A 14,694-nucleotide genomic window follows, 5' to 3' on the forward strand; every position below is an offset into this window, starting at 1 on the left:
AGCGCGGCCGGGAGCGGGTGGTCAGGCCAGGATGGTCAGGCCGGGGTGGTCAGGCCAGGGCGGTCAGGCCAGTCAAGCCAGGGCGGTCAGGCCGGGGTGGTCAGGCCAGTCAGGCCGGGGCGGCCGGGGCGGCCGGGGGCAACGTCAGTCGACCAGCTGGCGGCCGTCGGGCTGGGCGGAGCAGCTGCGCTTGAAGCCGCAGTTGCCGCAGCCGTCGCCGGTGGTGGGGACGAAGCGCTCGGCCAGCACCCGGCCGGCGGCGTCGGCGAGCAGGTTCTCGATCCACGGCTCGCCCTCGGGGGGCGGCTGGTGCTGCACCTTGGGCGCCTCGGGGAGCTTCTTGTCCTCGAAGCGCAGCTGGACCAGCTCGGCACCGCCCAGCTCCGGGCGGGCGTTGACCAGCTCGTCCAGCGCCCCTTCGCGCACCGCCAGCTGGTAGACCGCCAGCTGCTTGTGCTCGGGCAGCGACTTGTCGCTCGGGGCCCGCTTGCCGGTCTTGAAGTCGACCACGTACGCCCGCCCGCCCGCGTCCTGCTCGACCCGGTCCATCACGCCGCGGATCCGCACCGCCAGCTCACCGACCGGCAGGGTCAGGTCGAAGCCGTGCTCGGTGGCCAGGGTGACGCGCCCGCGCTCCAGCACGTGCCAGTGCAGGAAGCGCTCCAGCGCGGCCCTGGCCTGGACCTTCTCCTGGGTCGACTTCCAGGGCGCGTCGAAGGCCAGCGCGTCCCAGACGGTGTCGAGCCGCTCCAGCAGCACCGCGAGGTCGGCCGGGGTGCGCCCGGAGCCGACCTCGTCGGCCAGCGCGTGCAGCACGTTGCCGAAGCCCTGGGCGCCGGAGGTGGCGCTCTGCGCGTTGACCTCCTTGGTCAGGAACCACTGCAGCGAGCAGGCGTCGAGCTGCTCCAGCCCGCTGCCGGAGAGCTGGATCGGGCGGTCCGGCTCGCGCAGCGGCACCGGGTTGCTGGTCACCTCCGCCATGCCCCACCAGCGATCCGGGTGGGCGGCGGGCACCAGCGCGGCGCCGTCCTCGCCGCGCGCGCCCGCGAGGACGGCCAGCCGCTCGGCGGCGGCGCGGCGCAGCTCCGGCGAGCGGCCCGGGTCGACGGTCACCGCGCGCAGCTCGGCCACCAGGGCGGCGACGGAGAGCGGGCGGCGCGGGCGGTGGGTGACGTCCTCGACGATGACCTCGGGCAGGCGGCGCAGCGGCTTGCCGGTGCGGGGGTCGAGCTCCTCGCGGTAGAGCTCGCGCAGGAACCGGGAGGGCTCGTCACCGTCCTCGGCCGGAGCCTTGACGGCGGTCACGATCAGCCGCTCCTTGGCCCTGGTCGCGGCCACGTAGAAGAGGCGGCGCTCCTCGGCGAGCAGCGCGCCCGGGCTGAGCGGCTCGGCCAGGCCGTCGCGGCCGATCCGGTCCGCCTCCAGCAGCGAACCGCGCCGGCGCAGGTCGGGCCAGAGCCCCTCCTGGACGCCGGCCACCACGACCACGCGCCACTCCAGCCCCTTGGACCGGTGCGCGGTCATCAGCCGCACCGCCTCGGCGCGGGCGGTGCGCACGGTGAGGGTGTCGGCCGCGATGTCCTGGGCCTCGACCTCGGCGAGCAGGTCGAGGGCGCCGCGGTGGCCGGTGACCTGGTCCTCGGCACGGGCGGCGGTCTCGAAGAGGGCGCAGAGCGCGTCCAGGTCGCGGTCGGCGTTGCGGCCCACGGTGCCGCCGCGCAGCGCCGACCGCTCCAGGCGCTCGCGCCAGCGCGGGCTGCCGTCCCAGAGGTCCCAGAGCGCGTCCTCGGCGGTGCCGCCGCCGGCCAGCCGGTCGCGCACCTTGCGCAGCAGCATGCCCAGCTCACGCGCCCGGCGGGCGGCCGGCAGGTCGAGGGTGACCAACTGCTCGGGGTTGGCGAGCGCCTCGCGGATCAGCTCGTCCGAGGGGCGCAGCAGGGCGCCGGCCTGGTCCCGGGCGGCGTCCCGGGCGGCCTCCCTGGCCGCCGCCCGCTCCTCCTCGCGCAGCGCGCGGCCCAGGCGGCGCAGGTCGGAGCCGTCCAGCGCGCCCAGCGGGCCGGTGAGCAGGGTCTGGGCCAGCTCGACGGTGAGCGGGTCCGGCGGCGGGGGCGAGGTCTCCTCGACAGCGTCCTCGGCCGCGGGCTTCTGCCGCACGGCCCCCTCCGCGCAGACCCGCAGCGCGAGCAGCAGCGGCACCACGGCCGGCTCCTCGCGCAGCGGCAGGTCGTCGCCGTCGACCTCCAGCGGGACGCCGGCCGCGCTCAGCGCCCGCCGCACCCCGGGGATGGCCCGCGCGCCGGCCCGGACCAGCACCGCCATCTCGCCCCACGGCACGCCGTCCTCCAGGTGCGCGCGGCGCAGCAGGTCGGCGACGCTCTCCAGCTCGGTGCCCGGGGTCGGGTAGGTGTAGACCTCGACCTTCCCGGCGGCTCCGGGCCGCCCGGGCAGCAGGGCCCGGTGCTGGGCCAGCTTCTCGGCGGGCAGTCGGCTCATCGGCATCCGCCGGGCCAGCTCGCGCGAGGCCGCCAGCAGCACCGGCGCCGAACGGCGGGCGACCCGCAGCACCCTGACCTCGGCCGGCCGCCCGTCGCGCTGCCGGAACTGCTGCGGGAAGTCCAGGATGCCGTTCACGTCGGCCCCCCGGAACGCGTAGATCGACTGGTCGGGGTCGCCCACCACCACCAGGTCGCGCCCGTCGCCCGCCAGCTGCCGCAGCAGCCGGACCTGGGCGGGGTCGGTGTCCTGGTACTCGTCCACGAAGACCACGTCGTAGCGGGCGGCCAGGTCCTCGGCGGCCCCGCCTGCGCCACCGGCCCCGTCCGCCCCGCCGGCCCTGCCGGCCCGCTCGGCGAGCAGCACCGCGCGGTGCACCAGCTCCGCGTAGTCCAGCACCCCGCGCAGGTCCAGCACGTCCAGGTACTCGGCCAGGAAGTGCGCGGCCGCCGCCCAGTCCGGCCGCTGCACGCCGCGGGCGAACCTGGCCAGCTCGGCCTCGCCGAGGCCCAGCTCGCGGCTGCGGGCCAGCACCGCGCGCACCTCGTCGGCGAAGCCGCGGGTGGTCAGGCAGGCCCGCAGGTCCAGCGGCCAGCTGATCCCGGCTCCGCCGCCGGCCGCCGCGTCCTGGGCCCCGCCGGCCAGCAGCTCGCGGACCATCACGTCCTGCTCGGGCCCGGAGAGCAGCCGCAGCGGCTCGGCGAACCGCTCGGGCTCCTGGTGCGCGCGCAGCAGCGCGTAGCAGAACGAGTGGAAGGTGGTGGCCTGCGGGGCCGCCGCCAGGCGCACCGCCAGGCGGTCCCGCAGCTCCATCGCGGCCTTGCGGCTGAAGGTCAGCACCAGGATCCGCTCGGGATCGGTGCCCCGCTCGACCCGCCGGGCCACCGCCTCGACCAGCGTGGTGGTCTTGCCGGTGCCGGGCCCCGCGAGCACCAGCAGCGGCCCGCCGGCGTGCTCGGCCACCGCGCGCTGGTACTCGTCCAGCACGGGCGGCTCGGGCGTCGCGAGCGGGCTGCGCACCAATCGGTAGGGGGAGGCCACGGGAGTCCTGCGGATCGGCAACGGGTCCTCGGCGGATCCGGCGCGGATCGCGAGCGAGTCTTGGACCGACCGGCGGTCGGTCTTAGAGCCTAACCGAGCGGCTCCGGGAGCTTGCCGGATCCACCGGCGCGCGTGGCACCGGGTGCGCCCGCGGACGCCCCGCCGGGCCCCTCGAAGAGGCAGGATGCTGGTGTGCCCGCGCTACTGCCCGTCCCAGCGGGCCTGCCGCAGGTCGATCCGCGGCAGGTCCTCGGCCGCCTGCGAGCCCGGGGCCGGACCACGGCCCGCGGTGCTGCGCAGCGGCGTCCCCTCCTGCCGGTAGGCGGCCAGCGCCCGCTGCTCGTGGCCGGGCAGCAGCGCGCCGTCCGCCCTGATCACCCGCCACCAGGCGACGGTGCCGCCGTAGAGCGCCAGCACCCGGCCGACCTGGCGCGGGCCGCCCTGGCCGAGGTACTCGGCGACGTCCCCGTACGTCATCACCCGCCCCGGCGGGATACGGTCGATCAGTTCGAGCACCAGCTCGGCGAACGGGGGCAGCTGGGCAGCGGGGCGCGGCCCCGCGCTGTTGTCCGTCATTCGGGCATTCTTGCCCATCCGGACCAGTCACGGAGCCCCCACGGGGTATTCGCCGCGCCCGGTCCGGCCCCTGTCCGGTGGCGGGACGCACGGCATGCCACCATCTTCGGGGCGGTGAGTGGTGATACGAGGACAAGACCAGATGACCGGGACGGTTGACGTGGACGTGGACGAGGGCGCTGGCGAGACCGCCCCCGCGCACCCCCTCGCCGAAGAGCCCAAGGTCTCGCTGGTGAAGCGGACGCCACCGCGCCGGGCGCCCGTGCCCGTGACCGGCCCCGTGACCGGCCCCGTGCCGGCGCTCCTGCCGGTCGAGGACGAGGACGGCGACCGCCTCGCGGTCGACGAGCCGCTGCTCGCCGCCCGCACGCACCGGCCCTCCGACCTGATCCGCTTCGTGACCGGCCTGCTCGGCGTCATCGCGGTCTTCGTGCTCGCGAGCATCGCGACCGAGACCACCAGCGGCATCGGCCAGGACATCCACAGCAACGTGAAGGACGTCGCGCCCTGGCTGATCACCGTCCTGGGGCTGGTCTCCACGGTCGCGGTGCTGGCCGTTCCGCTGGCCTTCGCGGTCGAGCGGCTGATCAAACGCGACGGCCTGCGGGTCGCCGACGGCGTGCTCGCCTCGGTGCTCGCCTACGGCGTGACGCTGGCGATCGACTGGTGGGTGGCCGAGGCCGCCTCGCAGAGCATCCGCGGCGCGCTGACCCAGATCCCGGTCACCGGCGGCCCGATCACCGAACCGGTGCACGGCTACCTGGCACCGGTGATCGCCTACATGACGGCGGTCGGCATGGTGAGCCGGCCGCGCTGGCGCCTGGCGCTCTGGTCCGTGGTGCTGCTCAGCGGCGCCACCGAGCTGATCAGCAGCGACACCACCCCGCTCTCGCTGCTGCTGACCGTGCTGATCGGCTGGTCGGTGGCGTGCGGCACGCTCTACGCGATCGGCTCGCCCAACATCCGGCCCACCGGGCAGCACCTGATGCTCGGCCTGCGCCGGCTCGGTTTCACGCCGAAGAACGCGCACCGGGCGCCGGACGCCCCCGGCGGCACCCGGCGCTACTTCGTCAACCAGCAGGACAGCAGGGACCTGGACGTCCACATCATCGACCGGGAGCAGCAGGCCTCCGGCTTCTTCTACCGGGTCTGGCGCCGGGCCCGGCTGCGCTCGGTGGCGGTGCGGCGCAGCCCGCAGTCGCTGCGCCAGGCGCTGGAGCAGGAGGCGCTGATCGCCTACGCGGCCGCGGCGGCCGGGGCCCGGGCACCGCAGCTGGTGGCCACCTCCGAGCTGGGGCCGGACGCCGCGGTGCTGGTCTACCAGAAGGTCGAGGGGCGGACCCTCGACGAGTTGGCGGACGACGAGATCACCGACGAGGTGATGGCCTCGTGCTGGGAGTCGGTCGGTGCCCTGCACCAGCGCCGGATCGCGCACCGCCGGCTGACCGGTGAGTCGCTGCTGGTGGTGGACGAGAAGGTCGGCGTGCTGGTCAACCTCTCCGGCGGCGACATCGCGGCCGGCGACCTGACGCTGCGGATCGACGTGGCCCAGTTGCTGACCACCTTCGCGCTGCGGATCGGCCCCGAACGCTCGGTGGCCACCGCCAACCGGGTGCTCGGCGCGGAGCGGGTGGCGGCCGCGCTGCCGCTGCTGCAGCCGGTCGGGATGAGCCGGCAGACCCGCGCCGACCTCGCCAAGCAGGGCAAGGAGCGCAAGGCCGAGGCGCAGGCACTCGCGCTGGAGCAGGTGGCGGCGGGCGAGAAGAGCCGGGAGGAGGCCGAGGAGGACATCGCGGCCGCCGGCGAGGACCTGCTCAGCCGGATCCGCGGCCAGATCCTGGAGATCGCTCCGGAGGCCCCGCTGGCCCCGGCCAAGCTGGAGCGGCTCAAGCCGAAGACGCTGATCACCGTGATCGCGCTGGCCTTCGCCGCCTACCTGGCGATGACCACCATCCAGCCGGGCCAGCTGAAGCTCTCGCACATGAACTGGGCCTGGGCGGCCGCCGCGCTGGCCTTCTCGGCGATCAGCTACGTGGCCGCCGCGATGAGCCTGACCGGGTTCGTGCCGGAGCGGCTGCCGTTCCGACGGACCATCGCGGCACAGCTGGCCGGCTCCTTCGTCAAGCTGGTGGCCCCGGCGGCGATCGGCGGCATCGCGCTGAACACCCGCTACCTGCAGAAGCAGGGTGTGCGGCCCGGCCAGGCGGTGGCCAGTGTGGGCGCCTCGCAGCTGGCCGGTCTCGGCGGGCACCTGACCCTGCTGTTCTGCTTCGGCCTGATCACCGGTAGCCAGGGCGACGGCAACGTGGGCAGTGAGCGCGCGGTGATCATCGGGGTGCTGACCGCGGCCGTGCTCGCGCTGGTGATCGCGGCGGTCGGACCGATGCGGCGGTTCGTGGTGACCCGGGTCCGCTCGCTCTTCTTCGGCGTGGTGCCGCGGATGCTCGATCTGATGCAGACGCCCAGCAAGCTGGTCACCGGCTTCGGCGGCATCGTGCTGCTGACCCTGGCCTTCACCGCCTGCCTGGACGCGTCGGTGCGGGCCTTCGGCGGCTCGATGAGCTTCGCGACGGTCGCGGTGATCTTCCTGACCGCCAACGCGGCGGGATCCGCCGTGCCGACCCCCGGCGGCATCGGCGCGATCGAGGGCGCCCTGATCGTCACGATGAGCCTGGCGATGCCGGCCGCCACCGCGACCTCGGCGGTCTTCCTGTTCCGCGCGCTGACCTTCTGGCTGCCGGTGCTGCCGGGCTGGATCTCCTACAGCTACCTCCAGCGCAAGGGCGCGCTGTGACGGGCGAAGGCGGCCGGTCCCCGCGGGGACCGGCCGCCTCAGAGCTTCCCGTGGCAGTGGAGCGCGATCAGTAGACCGGCTTCTCGGGCTCGATCTGGTTGACCCAGCCGACCACGCCGCCGCCCAGGTGGACGGAGTTGGCGAAGCCCGCCGCCTTGAGCACGGCCAGCACCTCGGCCGAGCGGACACCGGTCTTGCAGTGCAGCACGATCTTCTTGTCCTGCGGCAGCTTCTCCAGCGCGTTGCCCATCAGGAACTCGTTCTTGGGGATCAGCACCGCGCCGGGGATGCTGACGATCTCGTACTCACCGGGCTCGCGGACATCGATCAGCAGGATGTCCTCGTTGTTGTCCTGCATCTCCTTGAGCTGCTTGGACGTGATGGTCGAGCCGAGCGCGGCCTCCTGGGCCTCCTCCGAGATGACCCCGCAGAACGCCTCGTAGTCGATCAGCTCGGTGACCGTCGGGTTCTCGCCGCAGACCGCGCAGTCGGGGTCCTTGCGCACCTTGACCTGGCGGTAGTTCATCTCCAGGGCGTCGTAGATCATCAGCCGGCCCACCAGGGGCTCGCCGATGCCGGCCAGCAGCTTGATCGCCTCGGTGACCTGGATCGAGCCGATCGAGGCGCAGAGCACCCCGAGCACGCCGCCCTCGGCGCAGGAGGGGACCATGCCCGGCGGCGGGGCCTCCGGGTAGAGGCAGCGGTAGCAGGGGCCGTGCTCGGCCCAGAAGACGCTGGCCTGGCCGTCGAAGCGGTAGATCGAACCCCAGACGTACGGCTTGCCGAGCAGGACCGCGGCGTCGTTCACCAGGTAGCGGGTGGCGAAGTTGTCGGTGCCGTCGACGATCAGGTCGTAGCCGGAGAAGATCTCCATCACGTTGTCGTTGTCGAGGCGCTCGTCGTGCAGGATCACGTTGACGTAGGGGTTGATCTCCTGGACCGAGTCCCGCGCGGACTCGCCCTTGGAGCGGCCGATGTCGGACTGGCCGTGGATGATCTGGCGCTGCAGGTTGGACTCGTCGACGGTGTCGAACTCGACGATGCCGAGCGTGCCCACACCGGCCGCGGCCAGGTACATCAGCGCCGGGGAACCGAGGCCACCGGCACCCACGCAGAGCACCTTGGCGTTCTTCAACCGCTTCTGCCCGGCCATCCCGACGTCCGGGATGATCAGGTGGCGGGAGTACCGGCGGACCTCGTCTACGGTGAGCTCGGCGGCCGGCTCGACCAGGGGTGGCAGCGACACGGGGACTCCGATGGTCGTCAATACGGTGGTTCCTTCGACCAACAGTGTCACGCCGGTGCGCTATTCCGAGACAGCGGGTCCGATGGGTGAGACAACCTCCACCGGATGCTGGGAATGTGCCCGCCGCCGCCCCCGGCCTGCCCTGGCGTGCCCCAGGCCGTGTCTGACAATTCGCTTCGGACAGGCCCGCGGCGTTGGGCGCCCGGCTGGGCGTGCCGCCGAGTCGCCCTCGTACTGGGTCGTACTTGGGTGGCTCGGCGGTGCGTCCAGCCGGGATGCCCGGCGTCGCGGGCCCGGCGGGAATTGTCAGACACGGCCTAGACCCGGCAGGCGGTCTCCAGCCAGACGTCGCCCAGCGACTCCTCCAGCGGGATCAGCGCCCGCCAGCCGAGCCGCTCGCGCGCGGTGCGGACGTCGGCCTGGCGCCAGGGCACCGGTTCGGCCACCGGACGCGCCTCCAGGGCGGCGGGGCCCGCGCTGCCGGAGAGCACCAGCGGCTCCGCGGCCGCCTGGGCCGGCAGCGCCACCGTGCGGATCTCCTCGCTCAGCACACCCTCGAAGCCGGCGGCGCGCACCAGCAGCTCCGCCGCCTCCCGGGCCCGCACCGCGTGCCCGCTGCCGATGTTGACCACCCCGGTCGCCGCCGAGACCGCCGCCGCCAGCACCGCGTGGGCCACGTCCCGGACGTCGACGAAATCCCGGAACGGGGAGAGGTCCGGCATCCGCACCTGGGCCTCCTGCTGCTCCAGTGCCCGGCGCAGGCCCTCGGCGAGCCGGCCGAAGAGCGAGGCGGCCGGGGTGCCGGGGCCGACCACGTCGAAAACCCGCAGCACCGCGGCGTCCAGCCCGGAGGAGAGCACCAGCTCGGTCCCGGCCAGCTTGGAGACCCCGTACGGGCCGACCGGGCGCGGCTCGGCGCTCTCCGCGATCGGCGCGCCGACCGGGACCGAGCCGTACTCGGCGGCCGAGCCGATGTGCACCAGGCGGGCGGGCTCCCGGCTGCGCCGGATCGCCTCGCAGACCGTCGCCACCGCGAGGGCGTTGGCCCGCACCAGGGCGCGCGAGGTGCCGTAGGTGGCCCCGGCGCAGTTCACCACCACCTGCGGCGCCACCGCGTCCAGGAACCGGGCCAACGCCCCCGGGCTCCCGGCCGCCAGGTCGAACCGGATGTCGGCCGAATCCCGCCGGCCGAGCACCGTGACCTGCAGCTCTCGATCCATCAGCAGCCGTTCGGCCACCCGGCGGCCGATGTAGCCCCCGGCGCCCAGCAGCAACACCCTCATCCCAGACTCCTGACTTGCCTTCGATTGATTGACAGAGCGGTTGCGGGGACGCCGGCGGCGCCCGCCCCGGCCGGCTGCCTCACCGGTGGGCACGGGGGTGGCCGAGCGCCACCCACGCGTAGGGCAGCAGCACCGCGGCCACCGCGCCGGCGGCCAGCGCCGTCAGGGCGCCCGGGACCGCCGCCCAGCCGGTGGGCAGCAGACCGCAGGACCGCAGCACCGACAGGCCCGCACCGAGCCCGTCGGCCGCGAGCAGGCCGACCAGCGCGGCGCCGGCCCGACCGCAGCGGCGCAGCACGGCGGCGACCGCGATCAGCAGGCCCAGCGCCGCCTGGGCCACCCACTGGGTGGGCCCGGCCCGCTGGACCACCTCGTCGAGCAGCCCGCCCGCCCCGGCCCGCCCCGGCCGCGGGGCCACGGCGGTGAGCACCGCGAGCGCGGTGAGACTGGTCAGCGCGAGCACCGCGAGGTGCAGCCCGAGCGCGACCGGCAGCACCGGACGCATCCTGGCCCTGAACTGCGCGAGCGTGCCGGCCGTGCGCAGCTGGATCCGGCCCGCGTGCCGCACCCAGCGGGCCGCCCGCTCCGCGGCGCCACCGGCAGCCCAGGCCGCGAGCACCAGGGCCACCGCCGTCCCGACCGCGGCCTGCCCGGACGGCCCCGACGGCCCGCCGAGCACCGTGACCAGTGGCAGCAGCAGAGCCCCCAGCAGCGCGGCCCCGGCCCGGCCCCGGTGCCACCTGCTCCGCGGCGCCGACGGGTCCTGGCCCAGGGCCGGCGGCGGAGCACCGGCCGACGGCCGGCGCGGCACCCGGGCGAAGAGCTCCTCGGCCAGCGAGAAGACGTCCGCGTGCCGGTAGCGCCCGACCGCGGTGGAGCCGAGGCCGGCCTCCTCCAGCAGGGCCGCGATCTCCAGCGGGTGGGTGGCCCGCTCGCACAGCTCCCGGTGCTCCGCCATCAGCTCCCGCACCGGGTCGGCCCCGAGTCCCGCCGCGCCCCTGGGCCCGACCTCGGCGCCCGCGCCGGTCCTGGCCCCGGCCATCAGCGCGCCTCCGCCATCGCCTCGGCCGCCACACCTCTCACCGCACCACTCACCGCACCACTCACCGCTCCGGACACCCAGTACTCGGCCGGCCGCGCGAAGGGCCGCGGCAGCACCCCGGCCCGTCGCTCGGCGGCCGGGAAGGCGGGCCACCGGGAGACCAGCTCCAGGTAGACGTCCCGGAACGCCGCCACCCCCGGCTCCACCGCGAACCGTTCCTGCGCCCGCAGCCGCCCGGCCGCCCCGAGCCGGGCCCGCCGCTCCTCGTCCCCGAGCAGCGCCAGGCAGGCGGCGGCCAGTGCCGCCGGATCGCCCGGCGGCACCAGCAGACCGGTCGGCCCGACCACCTCCCGGGTCACGCCCGTGTCGGTGGCGACCAGCGCCCGCCCGCTCAGCATCGCCCCGACCAGCGGCCCCGGGGCGCGTCCGGCCCGCCCGGAGAAGACCGCCACCGTGCCGTCCGCCCGGTCCCCCGCGGCCTGCTCGAAGACCACCGAGTCACCCAGCCGCAGCCGGCGGGCCACCTCGGCGCAGTGCTCGCGGTACCCGGCCGCCTCCTCCGGGCCCCGCACCAGCAGCCGCGCCCCCGGTGCCTCGGCGCGCACCCGGGCGAAGGCGTGCAGCATCAGCTCCGGATCGGTGGCCGGCCCCAGCCGGCCCGTCCAGAGCAGGGTGGGCCGGGCCGGCTCGGGGCCGGCCGCCGGGCGGTCCACCGCCGCCGTGCCCCGGTAGACCACCCGGATCCGGTCCGGGTCGGCCCCGCAGCGCAGCTGCCAGTCCCGGTCGTAGGAACTGCCGGGGGTGAGCAGCGCGGCCTGCCGGTAGGTCTCCACCGTCAGCAGCCGGAAGAAGGAGAGCAGCAGCGCCCGCACCGGCCAGCGGTAGGGCGCCTGCCGGTAGCCCAGGTACTGCTCGCGCAGGTGCAGCCCGTGCTCGGTCAGCACGAACGGCACCCCGTGCAGGCGCTTGGCCACCAGCGCGGGCAGCGCGGCGGGCCCGCCGCCGACCACGTGGCACAGGTCGGCACCGCCCAGGCCGCCGGGCCCGGCGCCGTACCAGGGAGCCGCGAGCGGGCGCAGGCACTGCTCCAGCAGGTCCCCGGCGACCAGCACGTCACGCAGCAGCGGCTGCCCGGCGGCGGTGTCGGCCCCCGGCGAGCGCCAGACCCGCTCCAGCACCTGGTGCGCGTGCTTGGAGGCCAGGAAGGCCGGCAGCGAGCGGTCCTGCTGGGCCAGCTCGGCCAGCAGGTGCAGGCCGGAGGCGAAACCGGCCCGCTCACGCGGCAGCACCAGGGCCCGGACCAGCTCCTCGTAGGCCCCCGCGTAGTGCCGCCGCCGGACCGCGCCGGGCCCGCGCCCGCCCCGCGGCGGACCGCCGAGCGCCAGCGTGCGCGGTCCGGACCCGGGCCCTGCCCCGGACCCGGCCGGCTCGGCACCGGGCAGCAGCAGGTAGCGCTCGAACTCGTGCTCCGGCAGCCCCTCGACCAGCCGCTCGCACCAGCCGTCGGCACGCTGGGCAGGGAGACGGGCACCCTCGGTGAGCAGGGCGACGCGCATGAGGACCTCCGGTGGCAGAGAGCGGCGGTGAGTGGCAGTGAGCGGCAAGGGAACGGCAAGGGAACGGCAGAACTGGGGATGCGGTCGGACCCGCTTCGCGACACGACGGACGCCGGCCTGACGGCCGGTCAGCACGGCGGGAGCGTCCGCCCAGGAGTCACTCGGGGCACCCCCGCGCCCCGCCGAACGGCCTGCCCCCACGGCCATGCCATCAGGAGATCACCCGGCCTCACCCGGCCGGGCCCCGCCCACCGCACACATCAAACACACCCTCGGGCGCCCGCTCCGGGCTCACCGGCGGCCGCGCCCCCACATCTGTTCGGTCCGACACCACGAAGGTAGAGCGGGATCCACCCCGGACCATGCCCAGTGGCCCCCCTGCCACCTGAACGAGTGAACGTCCGTAACCTCTCCGGACCACCGGCGTTCCGTCAGCCGGCGACCTCGCGCAGGAACTCCCGCGTCGCCCGGCCCACCTGCGCCGGGTGCTCCATCATCGCCACGTGCCCGGACTCCGGCAGCACCAGCAGCCTCGCGTCGCGGAAGGCCGCGCAGGCCCGGGCCGCCGAGCGGTAGGAGACCAGCTTGTCGCGCAGCCCGTAGACCAGCAGCACCGGCGCCTCGATCCGCTGGGCCTGCCGCCACAGCGCCTGGTCGCCGCGCTCGGTGTAGGCCGACACGATCCCGCGGGCCGAGCCGGCCAGCGCCTGCATCGCGTAGGGCAGGCCCATCCGGCGGCGGTACTCGGCCACCGCCCGCTCCCGGCGCTCGGCGGGGATCGCCCGCGCGTCGCCGTAGACCAGGGCGAGCAGCCCGTCGGTGGCCTGCTCCACACCCCGCCCGTTCGCCGGGATCCGTTGCAGCAGCCCGGGCACGCCGGGCACCGCGAGCAGGCCGGTGCGCAGCGCGGTGCGCTGCGGCGGCAGCTCGGGCAGCGCGGGCGAGATCAGGGTCAGGCTGCGCACCAGGTCGGGGCGGAGCGCGGCCAACCGCACGGACACCGCGCCGCCGAGCGAGTTGCCGAAGAGGTGCACCGGGCCGCGGCCGCTCGCCTCCAGGTAGCCGATCACCGCCCGGACGTGCCCGGAGAGCGAGAGGTTGCCGTCGGCCGGCGGCGGCGACCAGCCGAAGCCCGGCAGATCGATCGCCTCACCGCGGACCACCCCGGTGAGTTCCGCCATCAGCTCGTACCAGTTCTCCGAGGAGCCGCCGAGCCCGTGCACGAAGAGCGCCTCGGGCAGGCCCGCGGCGGCCTCGGCGGTCGGGCCGGTCACCATGAGCGCCGCGCCTGGAACCTCGACCGTCCTGGCCGCCCACCGGCCCTCGGGCCGCCCGCCGGGAGAGCCCTCCTCACGCCCGCTCCCCCGCTCCGCCCCGGCCCGTTCCTGCTGCTCAGTGCTCATGGGAGAAGATGGTAGTGAGACTCTGGCGCCCACCGGGGCCGCGCGCCGTATTGTGGGCTCCCGACAACCCGGGAGCAGCAGCTTTTCCTTCACTGGCAGGCGCGCGTCGGGTTACCCAAAAGTAGACTCACTGCTCATTGCCCGAGCACCACCGCCAGCCAGATGTGAGGAGCGCCGTGACGGCTATCCAGGAGGCCCAGGACCGCCCGCGCGGTGCCCGGCTGCCGCGTAGCGCCCGCCGTGAGCAGCTGCTCGGAGCCGCGCAGGAGGTGTTCGTCGCGCAGGGTTACCACTCCGCCGCGATGGACGACATCGCCGAACGCGCCGGAGTCAGCAAGCCGGTGCTCTACCAGCACTTCCCCGGCAAGCTCGAGCTCTACCTCGCGCTGCTCGACAAGCACTGCGACGCACTGGTCGAGTCCACCCGCAGGGCACTGGACGCCACCACCGACAACAAGCAGCGCGTGGCGGCCACCATGCAGGCCTACTTCGACTACGTGGCCAGTGAGTCCGGCTCGTTCCGGCTGGTCTTCGAGTCCGACCTGACCAACGAGCCGGCCGTGCGCGAGCGGGTGGACCGGGCCGCCGACCTGAGCGCCACCCTGGTCAGCAGGGTGATCGCGGAGGACACCGACCTGCCCGAGACGGAGGCCAAGCTGCTGGCCGCCGGCGTCTGCGGGCTGGCCCAGATCACCGCCCGCTACTGGCTCTCGCAGGGCCGCGAGATCCCGCGCGAGGAGGCCGTGCGACTGGTCGCCAGCCTGGCCTGGCGCGGCCTCAAGGGCTTCCCGATGCACGCCGGCGACATCGCCCTGCCGAGCGACCAGCCGAGCGACCAGCCGCCGGCCGCGGGCTGAGCCGCGGCCCGGGTCGGGTGATCGGCCAACCGGTCCACCCCGTACCCATCCGGTTGCTCTAAGGTGAAGCCGTACGGCACGGCTGCCGAGAACTCCAGTTCGGACCATCCGGCGGCCGTGCGTGGCTGGCTCAAACCCCGGAGGGATGGAAGCCGTGGAGGTCAAGATCGGCGTGCAGCACGCGCCCCGAGAGATCGTCATCGAGAGCCCGCAGACCGCTGATGAGGTGGAGAACGCGGTCGCCAAGGCGCTGGACGGTACGTCGAAGCTCTTCTCGCTGACGGACGAGCACGGCCGCCGCGTCATCGTCCCGGCCGAGCGCCTGGCCTACGTCGAGATCGGCGAGCAGGCCGCGCGCAAGGTCGGCTTCGGCACCCTCTGAACGAACCGCTGAGGGCTTCAC

Annotated in this window: 10 protein-coding genes; 3 read left to right on the top strand and 7 right to left on the bottom strand. The window is 75.0% G+C overall.

Annotated elements, in window-relative coordinates:
* Window positions 1-144: 144 nt before the first annotated feature.
* A complete protein-coding gene (locus OG455_RS15375) occupies window positions 145-3,534 on the bottom strand; it encodes an ATP-dependent DNA helicase (RefSeq protein ID WP_266294040.1) in 3,390 nt (1,129 codons plus the stop codon).
* A gap of 201 nt (window positions 3,535-3,735) precedes the next feature.
* Window positions 3,736-4,110 (bottom strand): MGMT family protein, encoded by a 375-nt coding sequence (locus OG455_RS15380; RefSeq protein WP_266294042.1) that lies wholly within the window; start codon window positions 4,108-4,110, stop codon window positions 3,736-3,738.
* Between the two features lie 142 nt (window positions 4,111-4,252).
* Here OG455_RS15380 and OG455_RS15385 point away from each other — a divergent pair, with 142 nt between their 5' ends.
* Entirely contained in the window at window positions 4,253-6,904 is a 2,652-nt protein-coding gene (locus OG455_RS15385) for a lysylphosphatidylglycerol synthase transmembrane domain-containing protein (protein WP_266294044.1), read from the top strand.
* Between the two features lie 67 nt (window positions 6,905-6,971).
* Here OG455_RS15385 and moeZ read toward each other — a convergent pair whose 3' ends face one another.
* From moeZ to OG455_RS15410, 5 genes are all read right to left on the bottom strand, one after another.
* Complete coding sequence (gene moeZ, locus OG455_RS15390; protein WP_266300800.1) at window positions 6,972-8,150, bottom strand: adenylyltransferase/sulfurtransferase MoeZ; 1,179 nt, start codon at window positions 8,148-8,150, stop codon at window positions 6,972-6,974.
* A gap of 317 nt (window positions 8,151-8,467) precedes the next feature.
* Window positions 8,468-9,433 (bottom strand): NAD(P)-dependent oxidoreductase, encoded by a 966-nt coding sequence (locus OG455_RS15395; protein WP_266294046.1) that lies wholly within the window; start codon window positions 9,431-9,433, stop codon window positions 8,468-8,470.
* A 79-nt stretch (window positions 9,434-9,512) separates the two neighbouring features.
* Window positions 9,513-10,475 carry a hypothetical protein gene (locus OG455_RS15400; protein WP_266294048.1) on the bottom strand — a complete coding sequence of 321 codons (963 nt, stop codon included), beginning with the start codon at window positions 10,473-10,475 and terminating at the stop codon, window positions 9,513-9,515.
* On the bottom strand, window positions 10,475-12,031 hold the full coding sequence (locus OG455_RS15405) for a DUF3492 domain-containing protein (protein ID WP_266294050.1): 1,557 nt from the start codon (window positions 12,029-12,031) through the stop codon (window positions 10,475-10,477). Before OG455_RS15405 ends, OG455_RS15400 begins: the two co-directional genes overlap by 1 nt.
* A 431-nt stretch (window positions 12,032-12,462) precedes the next feature.
* Window positions 12,463-13,434, bottom strand: a complete 972-nt coding sequence (locus tag OG455_RS15410) for an alpha/beta fold hydrolase (protein ID WP_266294052.1) — start codon at window positions 13,432-13,434, stop codon at window positions 12,463-12,465.
* A gap of 176 nt (window positions 13,435-13,610) precedes the next feature.
* Here OG455_RS15410 and OG455_RS15415 point away from each other — a divergent pair, with 176 nt between their 5' ends.
* Together OG455_RS15415 and OG455_RS15420 are read left to right on the top strand one after the other, a co-directional pair.
* The gene (locus tag OG455_RS15415; RefSeq protein WP_266294054.1) at window positions 13,611-14,291 is read left to right on the top strand and encodes a TetR/AcrR family transcriptional regulator; all 681 of its coding nucleotides are present in this window, start codon (window positions 13,611-13,613) and stop codon (window positions 14,289-14,291) included.
* 154 nt (window positions 14,292-14,445) lie between these two features.
* Window positions 14,446-14,673, top strand: coding sequence for a DUF3107 domain-containing protein (locus tag OG455_RS15420; RefSeq protein ID WP_266300801.1), 228 nt, complete (start codon window positions 14,446-14,448; stop codon window positions 14,671-14,673).
* Window positions 14,674-14,694 lie beyond the last annotated feature (21 nt).

This window comes from Kitasatospora sp. NBC_01287, assembly GCF_026340565.1.
Lineage (GTDB): Bacteria > Actinomycetota > Actinomycetes > Streptomycetales > Streptomycetaceae > Kitasatospora.